Genomic DNA, 22395 nt, shown 5'->3' with positions numbered 1-22395 from the left:
AAGGCGGAGAGCTGGTCGACCATCGTGTTGATGGTGTTCTTGAGTTCGAGGATCTCGCCGCGGGCGTCGACGGTGATCTTCTGCGACAGGTCGCCCTCGGCCACCGCTGTGGCCACCTGGGCGACGTTGCGCACCTGAGCCGTCAGATTGCCCGCCATGAAGTTCACCGAGTCGGTGAGGTCCCGCCAGGTGCCCTTGACGCCCTTGACGTCGGCCTGCCCGCCGAGGCGTCCCTCGGTGCCCACTTCGCGGGCGACGCGGGTGACCTCGTCGGCGAAGGCGGAGAGCTGGTCGACCATCGTGTTGATGGTGTTCTTGAGTTCGAGGATCTCGCCGCGGGCGTCGACGGTGATCTTCTGCGACAGGTCGCCCTTGGCGACCGCCGTGGTCACCTGAGCGACGTTGCGCACCTGAGCGGTGAGGTTTCCGGCCATGAAATTGACCGAATCGGTGAGGTCCCGCCAGACACCGGCCACGCCGGGCACCTGCGCCTGCCCGCCGAGGCGTCCCTCGGTGCCCACTTCGCGGGCGACGCGGGTGACCTCGTCGGCGAAGGCGGAGAGCTGGTCGACCATCGTGTTGACGGTCTCCTTCAGCTGAAGGATCTCGCCGCGCGCCGGCACGTCGATCTTCTGTGAGAGATCGCCCTTGGCCACCGCCGTCGCCACCTGTGCGATGTCGCGGACCTGAGTCGTCAGGTTGCCCGCCATGGCGTTCACGGAGTCCGTCAGGTCGGCCCAGGTGCCCGACACCCCGGGCACCTCGGCCTGCCCACCGAGGGTCCCCTCGGTGCCCACCTCGCGAGCCACGCGCGTGACCTCGGAGGTGAAGACGGACAACTGGTCGACCATGCCGTTGAACACGGTCGCGATGTCGCCCATGAGGCCTTCGCCGTCGGCGGGCAACCGGGTGCCGAAGTCGCCGTCCCGTACGGCGGTCAATCCGGCCAGGAGCTGCCTCAGCTCCTGATCGCCCGGCACCGTTTCGGCGGCCTCGGTGACGTTGCTGGTCATGCGTACCCTCGTTCCGCTCCCCAGGAGCCCCCGGCTGGGGCTCGGAACCGGGCCGCCCCCGAGGAGACGGCGCCACCTGTCGTGCGTGCATTTCCGCAGTTCACGGATGTGCGCGATGAGAGAATCCGCCGCAGGCTAACCCATGAACCTGCGGCGGAACAAAGTGTCGCGTCACGTGGTGCGCACAGGAGATTCACGGGGTGCGCACCGTGCATACACGGTCGGAAACGGGGTACTCGGAGTGTTTTCTCCGCTGTGAGGAAACGCCCCTCAGGCGACTTCGGAGCCCAGCAGACCCAGCCGCAGCCGCGCCACCATGCGGCTGATGAGCCGTGAGACATGCATCTGTGAGATGCCCAGCTCCTTGCCGATCTCGGCCTGCGTCCGCTCCTCGACGAACCGCAGATGCAGGATCCGCCGCTCCCGCGCGTCCAGTTGGGCGATCAGAGGCGCCAACGAGTTGAAGTCCTCGACGAGTTCGAGGGCCGGCTCCTCCGCGCCGATGAAGTCGGCCAGCACCGACTCGCCGTCCGGGCCGCCGTCGGAGGTGAGGGCCGCGTCGAGCGAGGCGGAGGTGTAGCAGTTGGAGGCCTTGCGCGCCTCGATGACCTCTTCCTCCGACAGCGACATCAGCTGCGACAGCTCCCGCGTGGTGGGCATCCGGCCCAGCCGCGTCTGCAACTCGTCGGTCGCGCGGGCCAGTTCGACCCGCGCCTCCTGAAGCCGGCGCGGCACATGGACCGCCCAGCTGGTGTCGCGGAAGAACCGCTTGATCTCGCCCACGATGTACGGCACGGCGAACGAGGTGAACTCGACCTCACGGGCCAGTTCGAACCGGTCGATCGCCTTGATCAGCCCGATCGTGCCGACCTGGACGATGTCCTCCATCGAGTCGCCCCGGCCGCGGAACCGGGAGGCCGCGTACCGCACCAGCGAGAGGTTCATCTCGATCAGCGTGTTGCGCACGTACTGGTGCTCGTGCGTGCCCTCTTCGAGGACGGCGAGCCGGTCGAAGAAGGGGCGGGACAGTTCCCGCGCGTCCCGCGGACTGACCGCGGTGGGTACCTCGACGACCGGAACCCCTTCCAGCAGGTCGCCGGTGGCCTGCTGCCCTGCAGTGGCCGTTCGTTCCTGAGCCGTCACGGCCTTCATTGCGTGTACTCCGTTCGTCGGGGCCCGCCGAACTGCCGGGGGTCGTCGAGCCGTTCGATGACGCAGTCCGTCTGCCCCCGCTTCCCCGACTCATGCCGCGACGGACGCACCACTGTATTCCGGTGGCGTGAACGAGCCACGGCCCACGACGGCACGAAGCACCCCGAATGCGGGCGCGGCGGCCGGGTATCAGGTGCTGGGAAAACCCGAGAAGGGAGCAGCGTGACCATCGACACAATCTGGTCCTACCCGGCCGGCAGCGGGCATGCCGTGGGACAGGACCTCACGGGGTACGGGGTGATCGCGACCGACGGCACCCTGGGGCACGTCGAACGCGAGGACGGCCACCACGGGATGTGGCACCTGGTCGTCGACACGGGCGTCTGGCTGTTCGGCAGAAGCGCCGTCGTCCCGGTGGGCGTCGTCACCTCCGTCGACGGGACCGGCCGGAGGATATCCCTCTCCTGCACGGTGGACGAGGTCAAGGACGCGCCCCGCTTCCTGACCGACAGCGAGACCATGGACCCCGCCTATCTGACGGCCGTCGCCGACTACTACCGGCGGCTCACCGCGCGCGGGACCACGACCGCGTGACGACCGCCGCCGCACGGGCCTACGTCCGCGGGATGGTCGACGGACGTCGCCGATCTGCTGCTCGTCCTCTCGGAGCTGGCCGCCGACGCCGTCCGGCACGGCGGCCCGGCCGGCTTCGAGGCGGCACCGGCGCGCGACGGGGTCCGGCCGGCGGTGCACGACCACCGCGACGTGGCCCCTGACGCGGCGTGCGGCCCCGGCACCCTCCCGGCAGGCCGGCCCGGCAGCGGCTACGGCCGGCCGCTGATCGTCCGACGGGCCCGCGGTATCTGCATCGGCCGACGCCCCCGGGCGGGAAGACGATCACCGTCTCCTGGCAGGACCGAGGCGCCCTGACCCGGACCCCCGGACCGGCAACGGCACCCTCGGGGTCACCAGGGGAGAAAGACGTGCACGTCCTTCCCCTCGTCCGCCGACACCACGCTCACCTGGCTGCACAGCGTGTGTATCAGATGCCAGCCGATGCCGCCGCCGCCGGCGTCGGGGTGGAAGGGCCGCGGAGCCGGCGCCGTGGGGTTGGTGTCGTGCAGCGTCACATGCACCCCGTCGAAGGTGGGGCGCAGATGCAGAACGAAAGGACCCGGCGCGTACTGGACCGCGTTGGAGGCCAGCTCGGTGACGATCAGCACGATGTCGTGCCAGCACTCGGGCGCCGCGGGCGGGGTCGCGCGGGTCAGCGCGCGGAGGAACTCCTCCGCGGCCAGCCGCGCACCCGTCACGTCCTGCGGTTCACCCGCGAAACGGGCGGTGCGGCTCGGGACCGCCCAGGAGGCCGGTGAGTCGTTACCACGGGGCTCGGTTGCCATGTCGTCGTGCGGCCCTCTGTCGCCGGGACCGTCGTCCTTTCTCGTGCGGCTCTCTCGTTGCCACTCCACAGGGTTCCCTGGGCGGCGCGGCCTACGCGTCCGGCCCCCGCAGGCCGAGCCCGGCCACGCGGGGCGACCGGGCGCCCACCCGGCGTGCGCGACCCGGCGGCCCGTCAGCGGAACACGTCGTCCGAGTCGTCCCAGCTCAGCACCTCGGCAGTGGCGGTCTCCCGGGGCACCCGCGCGCGGGCCTGGTACATGGCCTCGATCTCGGCCGCGTAGTGCCGCACGATCGTGTCGCGACGCAGCTTCATCGACGGCGTCAGCAGGCCGTTGGACTGGTTGAACGGCTCCGACAGCACCCGGAAGACCCGGATCGACTCCGAGCGGGACACCGAGCTGTTGGCCGTGGCCACCGCCCGCCCGATCTCCTCCCGCAGGGCGTTCTCCTCCCGCGCCTCCCGGCTGGAGCTGTCGCCCCCGTGCAGCGACGGCAGGTTGCGCCGCCAGTGCGCCAGGAACTCCGGGTCCAGCGTGATGAGCGCGCCGACACAGGGCCGGTTGTCGCCGACGACCACGGCCTGATGGACGAGCGGGTGCAGCCGCAGCCGCTGCTCCAGCGCGGTCGGGGCCACGCTCTTGCCGCCGCTGGTGATGATCACGTCCTTCTTGCGGCCGGTGATGGTCAGATAGCCGTCGCGGTCCAGGTGCCCGAGGTCTCCGGTGGCCAGCCAGCCGCCCCACAGCGTGGCCCGGGTGGAGGCGTCGTCGTTGACGTAGCCCTGGAACAGCGACGGGCCGCGGACCAGGATCTCCCCGTCGTCGGCCACCTGGATCTCGGTGCCCGGCAGGGCCTGCCCGACGGTCCCCGTCTTCTCCCGGCCGAGCGGCTGCATGGTGATGCCGCCGCTGGTCTCCGTCAGTCCGTAGCCGTCGTGGATGTAGATGCCGATGCCCTCGTAGAAGAGGGACAGGTCGGGGTGGAGCGGTGAGCCGCCCGAGGTCCCGCGGTGCACTCGGCCGCCGAGGGCGGCGCGGAGTCTGCGGTACACCGTCCGCTCGAACACGGCGTGCTGGAGTCGCAGGTCGAAGCCGGGGCCCGAGCCGCGGCCGAGCCGCTGCCGTTCGACGGCCGCCGCGAAGTCCCGGGCGGTCTCGGCGGCCCGCTCGAACAGCGCACCGCGGCCCGCCTCCTGGGCCGCGCGCAGGAAGTTCTTGTAGATCTTCTCGAAGACCGACGGGACCCCGTACAGATAGGTCGGACGGAAGGTCCGCAGCGCCGCGGAGAGGGCCTCCGCGCTCAGGTCCGGTTCGTGGCCCATCAGGATGCCGCCGCGCAGGCACAGCCCCTGGATCATCAGCCCGTACACATGGGAGAACGGCAGGAAGGCGAGGACCGACGGCTGTTGTCCGGGCGGGGCCGTGGTGTTCCCCCAGCCGGCCAGCAGGGTGTCGCAGGGCGAGGCCAGACTGCGGTGGGTGAGCGCGCAGCCCAGGGGGCGGCCCGAGGTGCCGGAGGTGTACGCGATCACCGCGGTGGAGTCCGGCAGCACGATCCGGCGCAGCGAGTCCACGGTGGTCTGCGGGATCACCTCACCGCGCTGCGCGAGCTGTTCGAGCGCCCCAGCGTCGAGCTGCCAGACGTGCCGCAGGGCGGGCAGGGTCGCGCACACCGAGCCCACCGTCATGACGCTCTGCTCGTCCTCCACGACCACACCCACGCAGCGCGCGTCGCGCAGGATCCACTCGACCTGGTCGCGGGAGGACGTCGGATAGACGGGTACGACCTCGGCGCCCACCGCCCAGAGGGCGTAGCTGAGCACCGTCCACTCGTAGCGGGTGCGCGCCATGACCGCCACCCGGTGGCCCGGCGATATCCCCGACGCGATCATGCCCTTGGCCAGGTCCACGACCTCGTCGCGCAGTTCGACGGCCGTCACCTCCTGCCACGGACCGGAAGGAGTGGACCGGCGCGCGAGCACCGGCAGTGTCGGAGTGCGTGCGGCTGTCTCGAAAACGCTGTCGGCGAGCCCTCCGGTCAGGGGCGAGGCGGCTGGGGGAGCGAGGGCGACGTCGCGCATGCGCTGCTCCTGACAGGTACGGGGTGTGACTCCGCCGATGAGGACAGTTATCGACGGTGGTCGAATGTAGCTCAGGCGGGACCGCTTGTGGCCGGGAACGGATAACTATTCCGGGTTGATGATCTCGGCGGCGGACTGTTGGTCAACCCTCTGTTCGGGGGACTCGGAGAACATGACTCACATCAATCCCGACCCCGAACCTGAACGCACCACCGGACTGGAACCGGGCGGCGGCGTACCGCCGGGCGAGACCCCGCCCGCCGAGAGCAGCATGCCCGAGGCCGGACCCCGGGAGACCCACAATCCCCCCAAGGGCTGGGCCAAGGGCCCGCTCACCCTGATCCTCGTCCTCGCCGTGCTGGTCGCGGCCTTCTTCCTGGCCTACGCCCTGATCCTCATCTTCTGACCAGGGGCCCGCGGGCGGGGCGACCGCGGGCCGGTCAGCTCTGCGTGTGCCGCACGCACGCGGTGACGACCTCGCGCAGGCTCCCCGTGCGCTCCCACGTCTCCCGCTGCACCATGGCACCGTTGCCGTGCCGCAGCAGACCGGAGCAGGCCGCCCGGACCCGCTCCAGGTCCCCGCTGTCGGCCAGCGCCTCCGCCACATGATCGAGCAGGGCCCGCACCACCGTCTCGGCGGGCGCGTGCCGCATGGTCGCCGGGTGCAGCAGATCGGCGGTCAGCCCCGACTTGGCCGCCCGCCAGTCGGCCAGCCGTAGCAGACTCACACTGTGGTCCACCGGCTCCTCGCCGGCCTTCCACTCGCGGGCCGCCGTCTCCACGAGCCCGCGCACCAGCGTGGCCACCAGCACGGCCGTGTCCGCGTGCAGACAGACGTCCGCGACCCGGATCTCCACCGTCGGATAGCGCGCCGACAGCCGCGCGTCGAAGTAGACCATCGCCTCGTCGAGGATCGTGCCGGTGGCCACCATGTCCGCCACCCGCCGGTGGTAGCGCTCCGCCGAACCGAACAGCTCGGTCGGACCGGCCGACGGCCAGCGCTGCCACACCCGGCTGCGATAACTGCTGTAGCCCGTCTCCTTGCCCTGCCAGAACGGCGAGTTGGCACTCAGCGCCGCCAGCACCGACAGCCACGGCCGGATCCGGTCGACGACGGCGACGCCCTCCTCGTCCGACTCCACCGACACATGGACATGGCAGCCGCAGACGAGCTGCTCACGGGTGGCGATGCCGTACTGCTCCGCCATCCACTGGTAGCGCCGGTTCATGCCGACGGAGGGGCGCACCGGCAGCGGCGACGTCGCCAGCGCCGCCACCGTGCACCCGATCTCCCCGGCGTGCCGTGCCGCCTCCCCGCGTATGCGGACGATCTCCTCGGCGAGTTCGTCCATGCCCGACTGCGGATGGGTGGCGAACTCCAGCATCTGGTTGTGCAGTTCCTTCTCGAAGACCTGCTCATCCGCCCCGTCCCGTGCGGCGCGGGCGAGAACGGCGGCGGAGCGCGCCTGCGGTTCTCCGGTCTCCGGGTCGACCAGGAGGAGTTCCTCCTCCACTCCGACGGTGCGCACGTGATGCAGCCCTTCTCTGGCAGGTGGTACGCACCCGACTGCCCCGTCGGGACCGGTTCACACCGACGTGGGCGTCAGCCACATCGTCGCGAGAGGCGGCAGGGTGAGCGTGATCTCCCCGTTCTCCGGCTTGATCCCGTCGAGCAGACGCACATCGCTGCCGCCGTACCGCATGTCGTCGGTGTTGAGGGTCTCGTACCAGACGGGGATGTCGTCCGGTACGGCCATCCGGTAGTCGTGCCGGACGACGGGGGAGAAGTTGCTGACCGCGAGCAGGGGGACGCCCTCGGCGTCGTAGCGCAGGAACGCGAAGACGTTGTCCTCGGCCGCGTCGCAGAGCACCCAGCGGAAGCCGCCCGGGTCGGTGTCCCGCTGCCACAGCGCCGGGGTCGCACGGTAGCGCGAGTTGAGGTCGCGGACCAGGTCCCGTACGCCGCGGTGGTCGGCCTCGGAGGCGTACCCCTCGTCGAGCAGCCACCACTCCGGGCCGTGCGCCTCGGACCACTCCGCGCCCTGGGCGAACTCCTGCCCCATGAAGAGGAGTTGCTTGCCCGGGTGGGCCCACATGAAGGCGAGGTAGGCGCGATGGTTGGCCCGCCGCTGCCACCAGTCGCCGGGCATCTTCGACACCAGGGCCTGCTTGCCGTGCACGACCTCGTCGTGCGAGATGGGCAGGACGTAGTTCTCGCTGTAGGCGTACACCATGGAGAAGGTCATCTCGTGGTGGTGGTACTTGCGGTGCACCGGCTCCTTGGCGATGTACTCCAGCGAGTCGTGCATCCAGCCCATGTTCCACTTCAGCCCGAACCCCAGGCCGCCGCTCTCGGTCGGCCGGGTCACCCCCTCCCAGGCGGTGGACTCCTCCGCGATGGTCACGACGCCCGGGTTGCGGCGGTAGACCGTCGCGTTCATCTCCTGGAGGAACGCCTTCGCGTCCAGGTCCTCCCGGCCGCCGAACACGTTCGGCGTCCACTGTCCGGAGTCCCGCGAGTAGTCGAGGTAGAGCATGGAGGCGACGGCGTCCACCCGGAGCCCGTCGATGTGGAACTCCTCGCACCAGTACACGGCGTTGGCGACGAGGAAGTTGCGCACCTCGGTGCGCCCGAAGTCGAACTCGAACGTCCCCCAGTCCGGGTGCTCGGCCCGCTGGGCGTTCCCGGGCTCGTACAGCGGGTCCCCGTCGAATCGGGCCAGCGCCCAGTCGTCCTTGGGGAAGTGCGCCGGCACCCAGTCCACGATGACGCCGATGCCCGCCCGGTGCAGCGCGTCGACGAGGTACTTGAAGTCGTCGGGCGTGCCGAGCCGCGCGGCCGGGGCGTAGAAGCCGGTGATCTGGTAACCCCAGGAACCGGAGAACGGGTGCTGGGCGACCGGCATGAACTCCACATGCGTGAACCCGAGGTCGTTGACGTACGCCGGCAGCTCATCGGCCAGCTGACGAAACGTCAGTCCCGGTCGCCAGGAGGGCAGATGCACCTCGTACACCGAGAACGGCGCCACATGCACCGGCACGTCCCCCCGGTGCGCCATCCACTCGGCGTCGTCCCACTCGTGGTGCGAGGCGTGCACGATCGACGCGGTGTCCGGCGGGACCTCCGCACACCGGGCCATCGGGTCGGCCTTGAGGAAGCGGTGCCCGTGGCGCGAGGTGATCTCGAACTTGTACCGGGTGCCCTCGCCGACCCCGGGCAGGAACAGCTCCCACACCCCGGACGAGCCGAGGGAGCGCATCGGGAACGCGGTGCCGTCCCAGTACGTGAAGTCCGCGGCGACCCGCACCCCCTGGGCGTTCGGCGCCCACACCGTGAACCTGGTGCCGGCCACGCCCTGGTGGGTCATCGGCTCGGCACCGAGCGCCTTCCACAACTGCTCGTGCCGGCCCTCCCGGATGAGGTGCAGATCGAGATCGCCCAGCGCCGGCAGGAAACGGTAGGGATCGTGCACCTCGGACTCGTCGCCCTCGTACGCCACCAGCAGCGTGTACGACGGGACCTCGGCCAGCGGCAGGACCGCGGCGAAGAGACCGTCGCCCTCCGACACCAGCGGGGTGCGCCGGCCGTCCACCAGGACGGCGACCGAGCGCGCGAAGGGGCGCAGCGCCCGGAACAGGACGCCGCCGGGCACCGGGTGCGCGCCCAGCAGGGCGTGCGGGTCGTGGTGCGCGCCCGCCAGCAGGCGGCCCCGGTCGGCGGGGTCGAGCGCGGGCGCCACCGGCGGGCGCGGGCCGGCCGACTCGGGCCGAGAAGTGTTACGCAGAGCCATCGGTCAGCCTCCTCGGACGGCGAGTCGTTCGATCGCCGCCATGGGTACGGGTAGCCAGTCGGGACGGTGCCGCGCCTCGTACAGCACCTCGTACACGGCACGGTCGGTTTCGTAGGCACGCAGCAGGGCGTGCTTCTTGCGGGGGTCCCAGCCGGCCCGGTCCGCGTAGCCCGCGCAGAACGCCTCCCGGCAGCGGCGGGCCCACTCGGGACGCCAGGGACGGCGCTGCCGGGCGGCGTAGTCGAACGAGCGCAGCATGCCCGCGATGTCGCGGACCGGGGACTGCGCGCTGCGCCGCTCGGCCAGCGGCCGGGACGGTTCGCCCTCGAAGTCGATGACGAACCACTCGCGTCCGGCGTGCAGTACCTGCCCCAGGTGCAGATCGCCGTGGATGCGCTGGGCCGGCGGGCCCGGATCGCAGGCGGCGAGCGCGCCGAAGGCGGTGGTGAGCCCGGGGACGTACGGGCGCAGCGCCGGTACGTGGTGGGCGGCGGCCTCCAGCCGCTCGGTCATCCCGGCCGCCGTCCGGGCGTTGTCGCCGAGCGGTCCGGCCGGGAAGGCCGCGGCCAGCGCGAGGTGCACCTCCGCGGTGGCCCCGCCGAGTGCGTGGGCCTGCGGGGTGAAGTCCTCCCCGCGGGCCAGGGCGTCCAGCGCCAGCGTCCAGCCGTCGGAGGCGTCGGGAAGGAACGGCTGGAGGACACCGAGTGTCGCCTCCTGCGGATGGGTCGTGCGGTACCAGGCCACCGGGGCCGGCACCCGGCCGCACCCCTGCCCCGCCAGCGCGACCGGCACCTCCAGGTCCGGGTTCACCCCGGGCTGGATGCGCCGGAACACCTTCAGGATGAACGCGTCCCCGTAGACCAGCGACGTGTTCGACTGCTCGGCCTCCAGCAGCCGGGGAGCCAGCCCGGACGGTACGTGGACCGACGGGTCGGACTCGAAGGACAGCGGGCCGAGCGGTCCCGGATGCCGCATGCGCTCCAGCAGCAGATGCGCCGACCGTGGGTCCTGCAACGCGTCGTGCACGGTGAGTCCGGCCAGCGGCCCTTCCTCGACCCTGCCGATCAGGGCCCGGCCCAGCCGGGGCGACAGATGCTCCTGGATGCCGAGGAGCAGCTGGTAGCAGTCGCCGGGCGGGGGAGTGCCGCCCGGGGACGGCACGCCCGACTGGCCGGTCTGTACCAGCAGATGCAGACAGCCCGGATACAGCTCCGTCATGGACAGCAGACGCAGGTCGTTGAGGGGCCGGTCCTTGCCCGCGAACCAGCGCTGCCGGGGCAGCCACTCGCGCAGCAGTGCCCCGAGCGTCCCGGTGGAGCGGACGCCGACGACACTGCCCGGGCTCAGAGGTGCGGTCTTCTGCATGGTGACGCGTCCTTCCCTCGGCGCACGCTCACAGGCGCCGGCCGACGCGGGATGCGGCTCGGGCGAGCCGGAACCAGTAGAAACCGTGTCCCGCGAGGGTGAGCAGGTAAGGCAGTTCACCGATCGCGGGGAAGCGGACCCCGCCGAACAGTTCGACGGGGTGGCGGCCGTCGAAGCGACGCAGGTCCAGCTCGGTGGGCTGGGCGAAGCGGGAGAAGTTGTGGACGCACAGGACCAGGTCGTCCTCGTACTCGCGCAGGAAGGCGAGGACGGCCGGGTTGGAGGAGGACAGTTCGGTGTAGGTGCCGAGGCCGAAGGCGGGGTTCTGCTTGCGGATCTCGATCATGCGGCGGGTCCAGTGCAGCAGCGAGGAGGGCGACGCCATGGACGCCTCGACGTTGGTGACCTGGTAGCCGTAGACGGGGTCCATGATCGTGGGGAGGTACAGGCGTCCCGGATCGGAGGAGGAGAAGCCCGCGTTGCGGTCCGGTGTCCACTGCATGGGGGTGCGCACCGCGTCGCGGTCGCCGAGCCAGATGTTGTCGCCCATGCCGATCTCGTCGCCGTAGTACAGGATCGGCGAGCCGGGCAGCGACAGCAGCAGCGCGGTGAAGAGTTCGATCTGGTTGCGGTCGTTGTCCAGGAGGGGTGCGAGCCGGCGGCGGATGCCGATGTTGGCGCGCATGCGCGGGTCCTTGGCGTACTCCGCGTACATGTAGTCGCGCTCTTCGTCGGTGACCATCTCGAGGGTCAGCTCGTCGTGGTTGCGCAGGAAGATGCCCCACTGGCAGTTCGTCGGGATGGCGGGCGTCTTGGCGAGGATCTCCGACACCGGGTAGCGGGATTCCCGCCGGACGGCCATGAAGATGCGGGGCATGACGGGGAAGTGGAAGGCCATGTGGCATTCGTCGCCGCCGGAGGCGTAGTCGCCGAAGTAGTCGACGACGTCCTCGGGCCACTGGTTGGCCTCCGCGAGGAGCACGGTGTCCGGGTACATCGCGTCGATCTCTTTCCGGACCCGCTTGAGGAAGGCGTGGGACGCCGGAAGGTTTTCGCAGTTCGTCCCTTCCTTGGCGTAGAGGTAGGGCACCGCGTCGAGACGGAAGCCGTCGATGCCGAGGTCGAGCCAGAAGCGGAGGGCGGCCAGGATCTCTTCCTGGACGGCCGGGTTCTCGTAGTTGAGGTCGGGCTGGTGGGAGAAGAAGCGGTGGAAGAAGTACTGCTTGCGCACCGGGTCGTAGGTCCAGTTGGAGACCTCGGTGTCGACGAAGATGATCCGGGCGTCGGCGTACTGTTTGTCGTCGTCGGCCCACATGTAGTAGTCGCCGTACGGCCCGTCGGGATCAGTCCGGGATTCCTGGAACCACGGGTGCTGGTCGCTGGTGTGGTTCATGACGAAGTCGATGATGACGCGCATGCCGCGCTGGTGGGCGGCGTCGGCGAACTCCACGAAGTCGGCGAGGTCGCCGAACTCGGGCAGTACGGCGGTGTAGTCGGAGACGTCGTAGCCGCCGTCCTTGAGCGGTGACTTGAAGAAGGGCGGCAGCCACAGGCAGTCGACGCCCAGCCACTGGAGGTAGTCGAGTTTGGCGGTGAGGCCCTTGAGGTCGCCTACGCCGTCGCCGTTGCTGTCCTGGAAGGAGCGGACGAGGACCTCGTAGAAGACGGCTCGTTTGAACCAGTCGGGATCGCGGTCCTTGGCCGGCGTGTCCTCGAAGGTGTCCGGGACGGGGGAGTTGACGGTCATGACGCTCTGGAGTCTCCGATCTGCGCTGTGGGTCACCGGACGTGGAACACGTGGGCCGGCGTCCGGCCGGGCTCCAGGCGCACGTAGTTGTCGCTGCTCCAGGCGTAGGTCCTGCCTGTCAGTTCGTCGTGCACGGTCAGGGCCGCGCCCTGGTTCCGGCCGAGATGCGGCATGTGCAGGAAGACGGTGGCCTCCTGGGCGTGGTGCGGGTCGAGGTTGACCACGACGAGCACCGTGTCCTCACCCGCGCGCTTGCTGTAGGCGATGACGGAGTCGTTGTCCGTGCCGTGGAAGCGGAGGTTCCTGAGCCGGTGCAGGGCGGGATGGGCCCGCCGGATCTCGTTGAGCCGGGTGACGAGCGGGGCGATGGTGCGGCCCTCGCGTTCGGCGGCCTCCCAGTCCCGCGGCCTGAGCTGGTACTTCTCCGAGTCGAGGTACTCCTCGCTGCCTTCCTTCACCGGGGTGTTCTCGCACAGCTCGTAGCCGCTGTAGATGCCCCAGCTGGGGGAGAGGGTCGCGGCGAGCACGGCCCGTGCCTCGAAGGCGGGGCGTCCGCCGTGCTGGAGGTAGGCGTGCAGGATGTCGGGGGTGTTGGGGAAGAAGTTCGGCCGCATGTAGGAGGCCGCCTCACCGGACAGCTCCGTCAGGTACTCGGTCAGCTCCTCCTTGGTGTTGCGCCAGGTGAAGTACGTGTACGACTGCTGGAAACCGATCTGGCCGAGGGTGTGCATCATCGCGGGCCGGGTGAACGCCTCGGCCAGGAAGATCACGTCCGGGTCGGTCCGGTTGATCTCCCCGATGACCCGCTCCCAGAACACGACCGGCTTGGTGTGCGGGTTGTCCACCCGGAAGATCCGCACGCCGTACGACATCCAGTGCCGCAGCACCCGGACCGTCTCCTTGACGATGCCGTTCATGTCGGCGTCGAAGGCGATGGGGTAGATGTCCTGGTACTTCTTCGGCGGGTTCTCGGCGTACGCGATCGTCCCGTCCGGCCGGTGATGGAACCACTCGGGATGCTTGTGCACCCAGGGGTGGTCGGGCGAGCACTGGAGCGCGAAGTCGAGCGCGACCTCCAGGCCCTCCTCCCGGGCCCGCTCGACGAACCAGCCGAAGTCCTCCAGGGTTCCCAACTCCGGGTGCACGGCGTCGTGACCGCCCTCCGGCGAGCCGATCGCCCACGGCACACCGACATCGTCCCGGTCCGGGGTGAGGCTGTTGTTGCGGCCCTTGCGGAAGGTCGTACCGATCGGATGGATCGGGGGGAGGTAGACGACGTCGAAGCCCATCGCGGCGATGGCCGGCAGCCGGCGGGCGGCCGTGCGGAACGTGCCGTGCGGACGCTCCGGTGTCCCCTCCGAGCGGGGGAAGAACTCGTACCAGGAGCCGTACAGCGCCCGCTCCCGCTCCACCAGGAGCGGCATGGCGGCACTGGCGGAGACGAACTCCCGGAAGGGATGGCGGGTCAGGACCTCGTCCACCTCGGGCGCCAGTGCCGCCGCATACCGCTCGGCCACCGGCAGCGCGTCGTCGAGCAGCCGCCGCGCCGCCTCCCGCACCACGGCCCGCGCCGGACCGCGCGGCACACGGGCCGCCGCCCGCTCGTACAGGTGCCCGCCCTCCTCCAGGACCAGACCCGTGTCGATGTCCGCGGGGATCTTGATCTCCGCGTGCCGGCGCCAGGTGGTGACCGGATCGCTCCAGGCCTCCACGGTGTACGTCCAGCGGCCCACCTCGTCGAGCGTCACCTCGGCACCCCAGCGGTCGGTGCCCGGCGCGAGTTCCCGCATCGGCGTCCAAGGTCCACGGCGGCCGTCCGGGCTCTTGAGGACCACGTTCGCGCCGATGGCGTCATGGCCCTCGCGAAACACCGTCGCGGTGATCTCGAACGTCTCACCGCTCACGGACTTGGCCGGCCGCCGGCCGCACTCCACGCGCGGATGGACGTCCCGCACCGGGATTCGGCCGATCGCTCTGGTGGACCTCACGCTGCACCTCCGCTTACCGAAAAAGGTTTCTGTCGCCCGCTGTTGGATGCCCCGGCCGAAGCGGCCGGGGCGCTACCGCTCCGCGGCCATGCGCAGCGTCGGCCGGGTCGCCGCCAGTCGCGCGACGCGGCTCTTCCGGGTCGCCCCGCCGCGCAGCAGACGGGTGTCCGCGCCCGCGCGCAGGTACTGCTCGGCGGCGTCCGCGGCCTCCCGCGCGCAGCGCTTGCCCATCAGCACGCACAGGGTGTAGCCGCAGTCCTCGAAGGTGGCCCGCACCGCGCGGTCGCCCGGACGCGCGAGCATGACGCGTTCCCAGGCCCGGTAACTGCGCAGACGTCTGGCGACTTCGGTCTTCGCTGGTAGCAGCATGGCGCTGTTCACCTTCCGGGAGTCGAGAGGTACGTCGCCCCGCGGCGAGCGGGTCGGCCCTGTAAGCAGAGGTGCGAAACCGTCAAACCTCCCGAGGCCTTCACTTATGGTGCACGGCCGACAACCCAACGTCCTGTTGGATCTTGATTGTGGTGCCCTCGTGTTGCACGAATGGCGTAGCAGCCTCACTGTGGTTGTGACTCAGGAGCGATCAACGCTCACGCTTCGTGTTCGGGGCTCGGCCCGTCGGGCCGAGAAGGAGCGGAGCCTCGCCGGTGAGGAGACGAACGAGATGAAGACCGCAGTGCCCTGCTACTACCACATCGACGTGGACGTGAGCCCGGACCGGGTCGGACAGGTCAGGCGCATCCTGGCCGCACACCTGAAGTTCTGGGACCTCGAAACACTCGTCGAACCCGTGTGCGGCGGAACCGAGATGCTGCTCAGGGCCATCGACGAGCACGCCACGGACAAGCACACCTCGATCGAGCTGTGGTGGAACGGCCAGCACCTGATCACGGCAGTCGGCGGCGACGACCGGGACCTGCGCCCGGACCAGGACCTGCGCAGCTGTCTGGAGCGCATCGCCGCCATGAGCGACGGATGGGGCTGCTGCGCCACCGACACCGGCAGCAAGGTCATCTGGTTCTCGCAGCGGGCCCGCGCCGGCGAGCGCGTCCCGCTCGTGCCGACCCTCCCGGAGGGCGACCTGAGCGAGATGCTCCAGGTGCCGCGCGAACTGCCCGTCGCGGCCCTGGCCGCCGCGGAACAGACACACGGCGTCCTGGAGGGCGCCCGGTGACCTCCCGGACGTACCGGAACGCAGGGGTGCCCGCCTGGAGCGGGCGCCCCTACCCGTTGGGCGCCGACTTCGACGGGAACGGCACCAACTTCGCCCTGTTCAGCGAGGTCGCGCACCGCGTCGACCTCATCCTCTTCGACGACGACGGCGGCAGCCGCAGCGTGCCCCTGACCGAGGTCGACGGCTTCGTCTGGCACGCCTACCTGCCGGGCGTCGGCCCCGGACAGCGCTACGGCTACCGGGTGCACGGCCCCTGGGACCCGGCCGCCGGCCACCGCTGCAACCCGGCCAAACTGCTCCTCGACCCCTACGCGCGCGCCGTCGAGGGGCAGATCGACAACCACGCCTCGCTGTTCGAGCGGGCCGGGGGACGCCCCGACCCCGCGGACAGCGCCGGGCACACCCTGCTCGGCGTGGTCACCGACCCGGCCTTCGACTGGGGCGAGGACCGGCCGCCGCAGCGCTCCTACGCCGACACGGTGATCTACGAGGCCCATGTGCGGGGCATGACCCGCACCCACCCCGACGTCCCGCCCGAGCTGCGCGGCACCTACGCCGGCCTCGCCCACCCCGCGGTGACCGGGCACCTCACCTCGCTGGGCGTGACCGCGATCGAGCTGATGCCCGTGCACCAGTTCGTGCAGGACGGCGTCCTGACGGACCGGGGCCTGTCCAACTACTGGGGCTACAACACCATCGGCTTCTTCGCCCCGCACAACGCCTACGCCGCCCACGGCACCCGCGGCCAGCAGGTCACCGAGTTCAAGGCGATGGTGAAGGAGCTGCACGCGGCCGGTCTCGAAGTGATCCTCGACGTCGTCTACAACCACACCGCCGAGGGCAACGAGAAGGGCCCCACCCTCTCCTTCCGGGGCATCGACAACTCCTCGTACTACCGCCTGGTCGACGGGGACTGGTCGCATTACTACGACACCACCGGCACCGGCAACAGCCTGCTGATGCGCCACCCCTACGTCCTTCAGCTGATCATGGACTCGCTGCGGTACTGGGTGACCGAGATGCACGTCGACGGCTTCCGCTTCGACCTCGCGGCCACTCTGGCCCGCCAGTTCCACGAGGTGTCCCGGCTGTCGGCGTTCTTCGACCTGATCCAGCAGGACCCGGTGATCAGCCGCGTGAAGCTGATCGCCGAGCCGTGGGACGTCGGCGAGGGCGGCTACCAGGTGGGCAACTTCCCGCCCCTGTGGTCGGAGTGGAACGGCCGCTACCGCGACACCGTACGGGACTTCTGGCGGACCGAACCCGGCTCGCTCGGCGAGTTCGCCTCCCGCCTGACCGGCTCCTCCGACCTGTACGCCCACAGTCGGCGCCGCCCCCGCGCCAGCGTCAACTTCGTCACCGCGCACGACGGGTTCACCCTGCGCGACCTCGTCTCCTACAACGACAAGCACAACGAGGCCAACGGCGAGGGCAACCGGGACGGCGAGAGCAGCAACCGGTCCTGGAACTGCGGGGCAGAGGGCGACACCGACGACCCGGCCGTGCTCGAACTGCGCGCCCGCCAGCAGCGCAACCTCCTCGCCACCCTGCTGCTGTCCCAGGGCATCCCGATGATCTGCCACGGCGACGAACTCGGCCGCACCCAGCGCGGCAACAACAACGCCTACTGCCAGGACAACGAGGTCTCCTGGATCGACTGGCGGCCGACCCGGGGGCGGCGCGACCTCGTCGACTTCACCCGGCGGCTCATCGCGCTGCGCTCGGCCCACCCCGTGCTGCGGCGGCGCCGCTTCTTCCGCGGCGAGACCGTCACCCACGCCGGTCAGCCGCTGCCCGACCTGGTGTGGCTGCTGCCGGACGCCCGCGAGATGACCGACCGCAACTGGCAGCGCTCCGACGCGCACTGCGTGGGTGTGTTCCTCAACGGCGACGCCATCGCCGAACCCGATCCGCGGGGCCGGCCCGTCGTCGACGACTCGTTCCTGCTGCTGCTCAACAGCTACTGGGAGCCCGTCGTATTCCGGTTGCCGGGCGCCGAGTACGGGGAGCGCTGGGCGGTCCGCGTCGACACGGTGGAGCCGGACGGCGGGCCGGACGAGACGGAGTACAAGGCGGGCGCCGAGGTGACGGTGGAGGCCCGCAGCCTCATCGTGCTCACCCGTCCGCCGCGGCGCTCCGAGTAGGCGCGGCTCAGCGGGCGGGCCGCGAGGTCACCGTGAACTGGGCGCCGTCGGGGTCACGCAGTACGGCCTCGTCGGCGCCCTTGACCAGCACGCTGCCGCCGTGCCGCTCGGCGTCCCGTGCGCAGGCCGCCACGTCCGGCACCGCGAAGTGGACCTGCCAGTGCGGCCGGATGGTCGGATCGGGGGCCGCCTCCAGGGCGCCCGACTCGATCCTGGCCACCACATCGCCCCGGCTGCGCAGCACGACCTCGCCGCCCTCGTAGTGCACCTCGCAGCAGCCCGGCCGGTCGCTCGCCCAGTCGAGGATCTCGCCGTAGAAGATGGCGGAGTCGAAGGCGTTGCGGGTGTGCAGCCGGATGAAGGCGGGAGCGGCCGTCCGCCAGGCCTCCCAGTTGCCGATCAGCGCGCCCTCCCAGACGCCGAAGGTCGCGCCGTCGCGGTCGGCCAGCAGCGCCGCCCGGCCGGGCGGCAGCGAGATCGGTCCGACGGCGACCGTGCCGCCGCGCTCTCGCGCGCGGGAGGCCGCCTCGTCCGCGCTGGGCACGGCGAAGTACGGCGTCCAGGCCACCGCCATCTGCCACACCGAGGCGACGGCGGCGATGCCGGCCACCGGGACGTCGTTCACCAGAGCCGTACGGAAGTGGTCGCCGAGGCTGCCCCGACGCCACTCCCAGCCGAGGACGGCACCGTAGAACCTCTGCGTGGCCTCCATGTCCCGGCTGGTGAGGCTCACCCAGCAGGGCGCCCCGAACACGGAGTGCGTGGAGACGACCTCCTTCGCGGCGGAGGCGGCGTAAGAGCGGTGATGGTTCATGGCACTCGCGTTCCTGGTCGATCGGCGGCGGCCGGTGGCTCTGGCACCAGTGTCCTGCCGGACCCTGCCCCGGCGCCTGCCGAGCGACCCGGTGGCACGATGGAGGGGTGCCACGAGTACCGCGCGAATCCCGCGACGAAACGGACCGGATCGTCGAACTCCAGCAGGAGGTCGGTCAGCTCAAGGACGCCGTGGCCTCCCACGCTGTCGTGGACCAGGCGATCGGGGTGGTCGTCGCCCTGGGACGGATGACGCCGGACGAGGGATGGACGGTGCTGAGAGAGGTCTCCCAGCACACGAACATCAAACTCCGCAACGTCGCGGAGCTGATCCTCTTCTGGGGCCGCAGCGGGCGGATCCCCGAGGAGATCCGCGCGGAGCTGGAGGACGCGGTGGACCGCCACAGCCCCCCGCAGATTCCCGGCGCGCCGCCGCTTGAGTGACGCCCGACGGGGTGACGACCGCCGCCCCCCCGTGTCAGTGCGTTCCGGCGCCGATCTCCTCGCGGAGCCGCTCGAAGCAGCTGCTCAGCAGCCGGGAGACGTGCATCTGCGAGATGCCGAGCTGCTCGGCGATGCTGCTCTGCGTCATACCGCCGAAGAAGCGCAGGTACAGGATGGTCCGCTCGCGTTCCGGCAGGGCCCGCAGGCACGGTGCGACGGCCACCCGGTCGACGACGGTGTCGTATCCGGGGTCGGGGTCGCCCAGCGCGTCCTCCAGCGCGTAGCCGTCGGTGCCGGGCATCTCGGCCTCCAGCGACAGCGCCGAGAAGCACTCGAGCGCCTCCATGCCGGTGCGGACCTCGTCCTCGGTCAGGTGCGCGTACTCCGCGATCTCGGCGAGGGTCGGGGCGCGCCCCGACGTGGTCTGGGAGAGGTCCTTCGTGGCGTGCCGTACCCGGTTGCGCAGGTCCTGGACCCGGCGCGGGACGTGCAGCGTCCACATGTGGTCGCGGAAGTGGCGCTTGATCTCGCCGGTGATCGTCGGCACCGCGTACGCCTCGAAGGCGCGGCCGCGGTCCGGATCGTAGTGGTCGACGGCCTTCACCAGCCCGAGGGCCGCCACCTGGTAGAGGTCTTCGAGGGACTCGCCACGCCCGCGGAAGCGGACGGCGATGCGTTCGGCCATGGGCAGCCAGAGCCGGACCAGTTCGTCGCGGAGCGCCTGGCGCTCGGGGCTGTCGGGCAGCTCGGCGAGCCGGGCGAAGGACTCGGCGGTGTCCGGGGCGTCGTCGTGGGGGTGTTGCTTCGTTCTGACGGTGGTACGCATCGCGCGCGCCTCCCTCAGGCAGGTGCGGTGGATGGACGGACACCGTGGGAAGCGCGCGATCGGACCTGTCGGAGTACCCGGGGCCGGCCCGTTCGGCGGGTTCCCACGGAGGTGCCTCCTGTCCGAAGCACTTGTGAGCAGATTCCCGCTCTGCACCCTTCTGAAACAGTTAGTCCTATTTAAGCCCTATTTAAGCTGTTAGGGGCATTTTATCCCCTGCTCAGCTCCGCTCCGGGGCGACTTGACTCTCTCTTGGGTGCAGATGTCTCTGTTACAGAGCTAATCTCGGCCCTGTGGACCAGGAGACGTTCCCGGAGGATCTGGCCGACGCGCTCGTCGGCGTCCAGCGGCTGCTCAGGCGGCGGCTGCGGGCCGGGCTGACCGTGCCCCGGCTGCGCGGCGCCGAGGTCGAACTGCTCCGCCTCGTCGAGGCCCGCCCCGGCATCGGCGTGTCCGACGCCGCCAAGGAGCTGCACCTCGCGGGCAACTCCGTGTCCACGCTGGTCAACCACCTGGTCAAGGACGGCTACCTGGTCCGCGAGACCGACCCCGCCGACCGGCGTGCCGTCCGCCTGCTGCTGACCGGGGCGGCCGAGGACCGGCTGGGGGACTGGAAGCGGCGGCGCGCGGAACTCGTCGGCCGTCACCTCGCACGGCTCGACCCCGCCGACCGGGAGGCGCTGCGCGCCGCACTCCCGGCCCTGCGCGCGCTCGCCGTCCATCTGCACGAGGAGGCCGAGGACTCATGACCACCACCGGCGACGCCGTCGCCTGCACGGACCTCGCCCACGCCTTCGGCGACACCAAGGCCGTCGACGGGCTCGACCTGACCGTCCGGGAGGGCGAGGTCTTCGGCCTGCTCGGCCCGAACGGCGCCGGCAAGACCACGGCGATCCGCTGCGTCACCACCCTGCTGCCGGTCCCGCCCGGCACGGTCCACGTCTTCGGCCACGACGCCGCGAAGGACCGCATGGGCGTCCGCAGGCTCCTCGGATACGTCCCGCAGCAACTGTCCGCCGACGCCGGCCTCACCGGCCGGGAGAACGTCTCCCTCTTCGCCCGCGTCTTCGACGTCCCCCGCCGGGAACGCGCCGAACGCGTCGCCCAGGCCCTCGGGGCCGTCGACCTCGGGGACGTCGCCGACCGGCTCGCCGGCACCTACTCCGGCGGCATGATCCGCCGCCTGGAAGTCGCCCAGGCGCTGGTCAGCGCGCCCCGGCTGCTCATCCTCGACGAGCCGACGATCGGACTCGACCCGATCGCCCGGACGAGTGTCTGGGAGCACATCACCGCCGTGCGCGCGGCCACCGGCATGACCGTCCTGGTCACCACGCACTCCATGGACGAGGCCGACCGGTACTGCGACCGGGTCGGCCTGATGCACCACGGCCGTATCCGCGCCCTCGGTACCCCCGAGGAGCTGCGCCGGGGACTCGGCGCACGCCGGGGCGCGGCGGCCACCGACCCGCTGCCCACCCTGGAGGACGTCTTCCGGGACGTCGCCGGCAGCGGCCTCGACGACCGGTCAGGAGATTTCCGCGATGTCCGAAGCACCCGCCGCACCGCCCACCGCGTCGGCTGACCGTGGCCGCGCTCCCGGCATCGACCTGCTGCTGCGACCGCCCGCGCCGCGCGCCGGCTGGCGGCTGGTCCCGGCCCGCGTCACCGCGATGTGCGCCGTCGAACTCCAGAAGCTGCGCCACGACCGCACCGAGCTGTACACCCGCGCGGTCCAGCCCGCCCTGTGGCTGCTGATCTTCGGTCAGACCTTCACCCGCCTCAAGGCCATCCCCACCGACGGCGTGCCCTACATCGACTATCTGGCGCCCGGCATCATCGCCCAGTCCGCGATGTTCATCGCCATCTTCTACGGCATCCACATCATCTGGGAGCGGGACGCGGGCGTCCTCAACAAGCTGCTGGTGACGCCCACTCCACGCGCCGCCCTCATCACCGGCAAGGCGTTCGCGGCCGGGGTGAAGTCGGTGATCCAGGCCGTCGTCGTGATCGTCATCGCCGCCGTGCTCGGCGTCGCCCTCGCCTGGAACCCGCTGAAACTGCTCGGCGTCGCCGCGATCGTCGTCCTCGGATCGGCCTTCTTCGCCTGCCTGTCGATGACCATCGCGGGCATCGTCCTCAGCCGCGACCGCCTGATGGGCTTCGGGCAGGCGATCACCATGCCGCTGTTCTTCGCCTCGAACGCCCTCTACCCGGTGGAGATCATGCCCGGCTGGCTCCAGGCGGTCAGCAAGGCCAACCCCCTCAGCTACGAGGTGGACGCGCTGCGCGGACTCCTCGTCGGTACGCCCGCGCACCTGGCGCTCGACTGCGGGGTGCTCGTCCTGGCCGCCGGGCTCGGCATCACGGCCGCCTCCGCACTGCTCGGCCGGCTCGCCCGCTGACGTCCGCCGATCTTGCCGACCACGTGATGTGCGGCACGCCCGCCGGGCCGCCCGCCCG

General features: G+C 70.8%; 20 protein-coding genes. 8 read left to right on the top strand and 12 right to left on the bottom strand.

Going from position 1 to position 22395, the window contains the following annotated elements:
• The coding region (locus ACFWJX_RS10215; protein WP_383239647.1) for a HAMP domain-containing protein at positions 1–1013 on the bottom strand (1013 nt) is incomplete at its 3' end.
• A gap of 270 nt (positions 1014–1283) precedes the next feature.
• Positions 1284–2165, bottom strand: a complete 882-nt coding sequence (locus tag ACFWJX_RS10210; protein ID WP_383239644.1) for an RNA polymerase sigma factor SigF — start codon at positions 2163–2165, stop codon at positions 1284–1286.
• Positions 2166–2387: 222 nt separating this feature from the next.
• On the opposite strand from ACFWJX_RS10210, the gene ACFWJX_RS10205 reads away from it, so the two are divergent.
• Entirely contained in the window at positions 2388–2759 is a 372-nt protein-coding gene (locus tag ACFWJX_RS10205) for a PRC-barrel domain containing protein (protein ID WP_383239642.1), read from the top strand.
• Between the two features lie 371 nt (positions 2760–3130).
• On the opposite strand, the gene ACFWJX_RS10200 is transcribed toward ACFWJX_RS10205, so the two are convergent.
• Together ACFWJX_RS10200 and ACFWJX_RS10195 are read right to left on the bottom strand one after the other, a co-directional pair.
• Positions 3131–3565, bottom strand: a complete 435-nt coding sequence (locus ACFWJX_RS10200; RefSeq protein WP_383239639.1) for an ATP-binding protein — start codon at positions 3563–3565, stop codon at positions 3131–3133.
• Between the two features lie 173 nt (positions 3566–3738).
• Positions 3739–5646 (bottom strand): AMP-dependent synthetase/ligase, encoded by a 1908-nt coding sequence (locus ACFWJX_RS10195; RefSeq protein ID WP_383239636.1) that lies wholly within the window; start codon positions 5644–5646, stop codon positions 3739–3741.
• 172 nt (positions 5647–5818) lie between these two features.
• On the opposite strand from ACFWJX_RS10195, the gene ACFWJX_RS10190 reads away from it, so the two are divergent.
• Positions 5819–6052, top strand: coding sequence for a DUF6480 family protein (locus tag ACFWJX_RS10190; protein ID WP_383239633.1), 234 nt, complete (start codon positions 5819–5821; stop codon positions 6050–6052).
• Positions 6053–6086: 34 nt separating this feature from the next.
• Here ACFWJX_RS10190 and ACFWJX_RS10185 read toward each other — a convergent pair whose 3' ends face one another.
• The 6 genes from ACFWJX_RS10185 to ACFWJX_RS10160 form a co-directional block, all read right to left on the bottom strand.
• Positions 6087–7175 (bottom strand): glutamate--cysteine ligase, encoded by a 1089-nt coding sequence (locus ACFWJX_RS10185; RefSeq protein WP_383239630.1) that lies wholly within the window; start codon positions 7173–7175, stop codon positions 6087–6089.
• A gap of 57 nt (positions 7176–7232) precedes the next feature.
• Positions 7233–9437, bottom strand: coding sequence for a 1,4-alpha-glucan branching enzyme (gene glgB / locus ACFWJX_RS10180; RefSeq protein WP_383239627.1), 2205 nt, complete (start codon positions 9435–9437; stop codon positions 7233–7235).
• A gap of 3 nt (positions 9438–9440) precedes the next feature.
• Positions 9441–10802, bottom strand: a complete 1362-nt coding sequence (locus ACFWJX_RS10175) for a maltokinase (RefSeq protein WP_383239625.1) — start codon at positions 10800–10802, stop codon at positions 9441–9443.
• Positions 10803–10830: 28 nt separating this feature from the next.
• Positions 10831–12549, bottom strand: a complete 1719-nt coding sequence (gene treS, locus ACFWJX_RS10170) for a maltose alpha-D-glucosyltransferase (RefSeq protein ID WP_383239622.1) — start codon at positions 12547–12549, stop codon at positions 10831–10833.
• Between the two features lie 32 nt (positions 12550–12581).
• On the bottom strand, positions 12582–14537 hold the full coding sequence (locus tag ACFWJX_RS10165; protein WP_383239620.1) for a maltotransferase domain-containing protein: 1956 nt from the start codon (positions 14535–14537) through the stop codon (positions 12582–12584).
• 72 nt (positions 14538–14609) lie between these two features.
• Positions 14610–14906 (bottom strand): DUF5133 domain-containing protein, encoded by a 297-nt coding sequence (locus ACFWJX_RS10160; RefSeq protein ID WP_383239617.1) that lies wholly within the window; start codon positions 14904–14906, stop codon positions 14610–14612.
• 292 nt (positions 14907–15198) lie between these two features.
• Here ACFWJX_RS10160 and ACFWJX_RS10155 point away from each other — a divergent pair, with 292 nt between their 5' ends.
• Together ACFWJX_RS10155 and glgX are read left to right on the top strand one after the other, a co-directional pair.
• Entirely contained in the window at positions 15199–15708 is a 510-nt protein-coding gene (locus tag ACFWJX_RS10155; RefSeq protein WP_383239615.1) for a pep a2, read from the top strand.
• Complete coding sequence (gene glgX, locus ACFWJX_RS10150; RefSeq protein WP_383239612.1) at positions 15705–17852, top strand: glycogen debranching protein GlgX; 2148 nt, start codon at positions 15705–15707, stop codon at positions 17850–17852. Before ACFWJX_RS10155 ends, glgX begins: the two co-directional genes overlap by 4 nt.
• A 7-nt stretch (positions 17853–17859) precedes the next feature.
• On the opposite strand, the gene ACFWJX_RS10145 is transcribed toward glgX, so the two are convergent.
• Positions 17860–18666: a VOC family protein gene (locus ACFWJX_RS10145; protein WP_383239610.1), complete on the bottom strand. Its 807-nt coding sequence runs from the start codon at positions 18664–18666 to the stop codon at positions 17860–17862.
• A 107-nt stretch (positions 18667–18773) separates the two neighbouring features.
• On the opposite strand from ACFWJX_RS10145, the gene ACFWJX_RS10140 reads away from it, so the two are divergent.
• Positions 18774–19109, top strand: coding sequence for an ANTAR domain-containing protein (locus ACFWJX_RS10140; protein ID WP_383239608.1), 336 nt, complete (start codon positions 18774–18776; stop codon positions 19107–19109).
• A 34-nt stretch (positions 19110–19143) separates the two neighbouring features.
• Here the strand turns inward: ACFWJX_RS10140 and ACFWJX_RS10135 are convergent, their stop codons facing one another.
• Positions 19144–19935, bottom strand: coding sequence for an RNA polymerase sigma factor SigF (locus ACFWJX_RS10135; RefSeq protein ID WP_383239605.1), 792 nt, complete (start codon positions 19933–19935; stop codon positions 19144–19146).
• Positions 19936–20228: 293 nt separating this feature from the next.
• Between ACFWJX_RS10135 and ACFWJX_RS10130 the strand changes: the two genes are divergently transcribed.
• Genes ACFWJX_RS10130 through ACFWJX_RS10120 form a run of 3 tightly spaced genes read left to right on the top strand, consistent with a single transcriptional unit; the run spans position 20229 to position 22337 of the window.
• The gene (locus ACFWJX_RS10130) at positions 20229–20684 is read left to right on the top strand and encodes a MarR family winged helix-turn-helix transcriptional regulator (protein ID WP_383239602.1); all 456 of its coding nucleotides are present in this window, start codon (positions 20229–20231) and stop codon (positions 20682–20684) included.
• Positions 20681–21517, top strand: a complete 837-nt coding sequence (locus tag ACFWJX_RS10125; RefSeq protein WP_383239599.1) for an ATP-binding cassette domain-containing protein — start codon at positions 20681–20683, stop codon at positions 21515–21517. The genes ACFWJX_RS10130 and ACFWJX_RS10125 overlap by 4 nt, the downstream gene beginning before the upstream one ends.
• Positions 21477–22337, top strand: coding sequence for an ABC transporter permease (locus ACFWJX_RS10120; RefSeq protein WP_383239596.1), 861 nt, complete (start codon positions 21477–21479; stop codon positions 22335–22337). Before ACFWJX_RS10125 ends, ACFWJX_RS10120 begins: the two co-directional genes overlap by 41 nt.
• Positions 22338–22395 lie beyond the last annotated feature (58 nt).

The organism is Streptomyces sp. NPDC058335 (genome assembly GCF_042723915.1).
GTDB lineage: Bacteria > Actinomycetota > Actinomycetes > Streptomycetales > Streptomycetaceae > Streptomyces.
The sequence above is the reverse complement of the archived record's forward strand: the minus strand, read 5'-3'. Positions and strand labels throughout refer to the sequence as shown.

What these genes read in the sequence shown, in the direction of transcription:
- ACFWJX_RS10145 (WP_383239610.1), bottom strand. Translation starts at nt 18,666, where the DNA reads ATGAACCATCACCGCTCTTACGCCGCCTCCGCCGCGAAGGAGGTCGTC.
- ACFWJX_RS10190 (WP_383239633.1), top strand. Translation starts at nt 5,819, where the DNA reads ATGACTCACATCAATCCCGACCCCGAACCTGAACGCACCACCGGACTG.
- ACFWJX_RS10125 (WP_383239599.1), top strand. Translation starts at nt 20,681, where the DNA reads ATGACCACCACCGGCGACGCCGTCGCCTGCACGGACCTCGCCCACGCC.
- ACFWJX_RS10210 (WP_383239644.1), bottom strand. Translation starts at nt 2,165, where the DNA reads ATGAAGGCCGTGACGGCTCAGGAACGAACGGCCACTGCAGGGCAGCAG.
- glgB (WP_383239627.1), bottom strand. Translation starts at nt 9,437, where the DNA reads ATGGCTCTGCGTAACACTTCTCGGCCCGAGTCGGCCGGCCCGCGCCCG.
- ACFWJX_RS10135 (WP_383239605.1), bottom strand. Translation starts at nt 19,935, where the DNA reads ATGCGTACCACCGTCAGAACGAAGCAACACCCCCACGACGACGCCCCG.
- ACFWJX_RS10160 (WP_383239617.1), bottom strand. Translation starts at nt 14,906, where the DNA reads ATGCTGCTACCAGCGAAGACCGAAGTCGCCAGACGTCTGCGCAGTTAC.
- treS (WP_383239622.1), bottom strand. Translation starts at nt 12,549, where the DNA reads ATGACCGTCAACTCCCCCGTCCCGGACACCTTCGAGGACACGCCGGCC.
- ACFWJX_RS10120 (WP_383239596.1), top strand. Translation starts at nt 21,477, where the DNA reads ATGTCCGAAGCACCCGCCGCACCGCCCACCGCGTCGGCTGACCGTGGC.
- ACFWJX_RS10175 (WP_383239625.1), bottom strand. Translation starts at nt 10,802, where the DNA reads ATGCAGAAGACCGCACCTCTGAGCCCGGGCAGTGTCGTCGGCGTCCGC.
- ACFWJX_RS10155 (WP_383239615.1), top strand. Translation starts at nt 15,199, where the DNA reads ATGAAGACCGCAGTGCCCTGCTACTACCACATCGACGTGGACGTGAGC.
- ACFWJX_RS10195 (WP_383239636.1), bottom strand. Translation starts at nt 5,646, where the DNA reads ATGCGCGACGTCGCCCTCGCTCCCCCAGCCGCCTCGCCCCTGACCGGA.
- ACFWJX_RS10200 (WP_383239639.1), bottom strand. Translation starts at nt 3,565, where the DNA reads ATGGCAACCGAGCCCCGTGGTAACGACTCACCGGCCTCCTGGGCGGTC.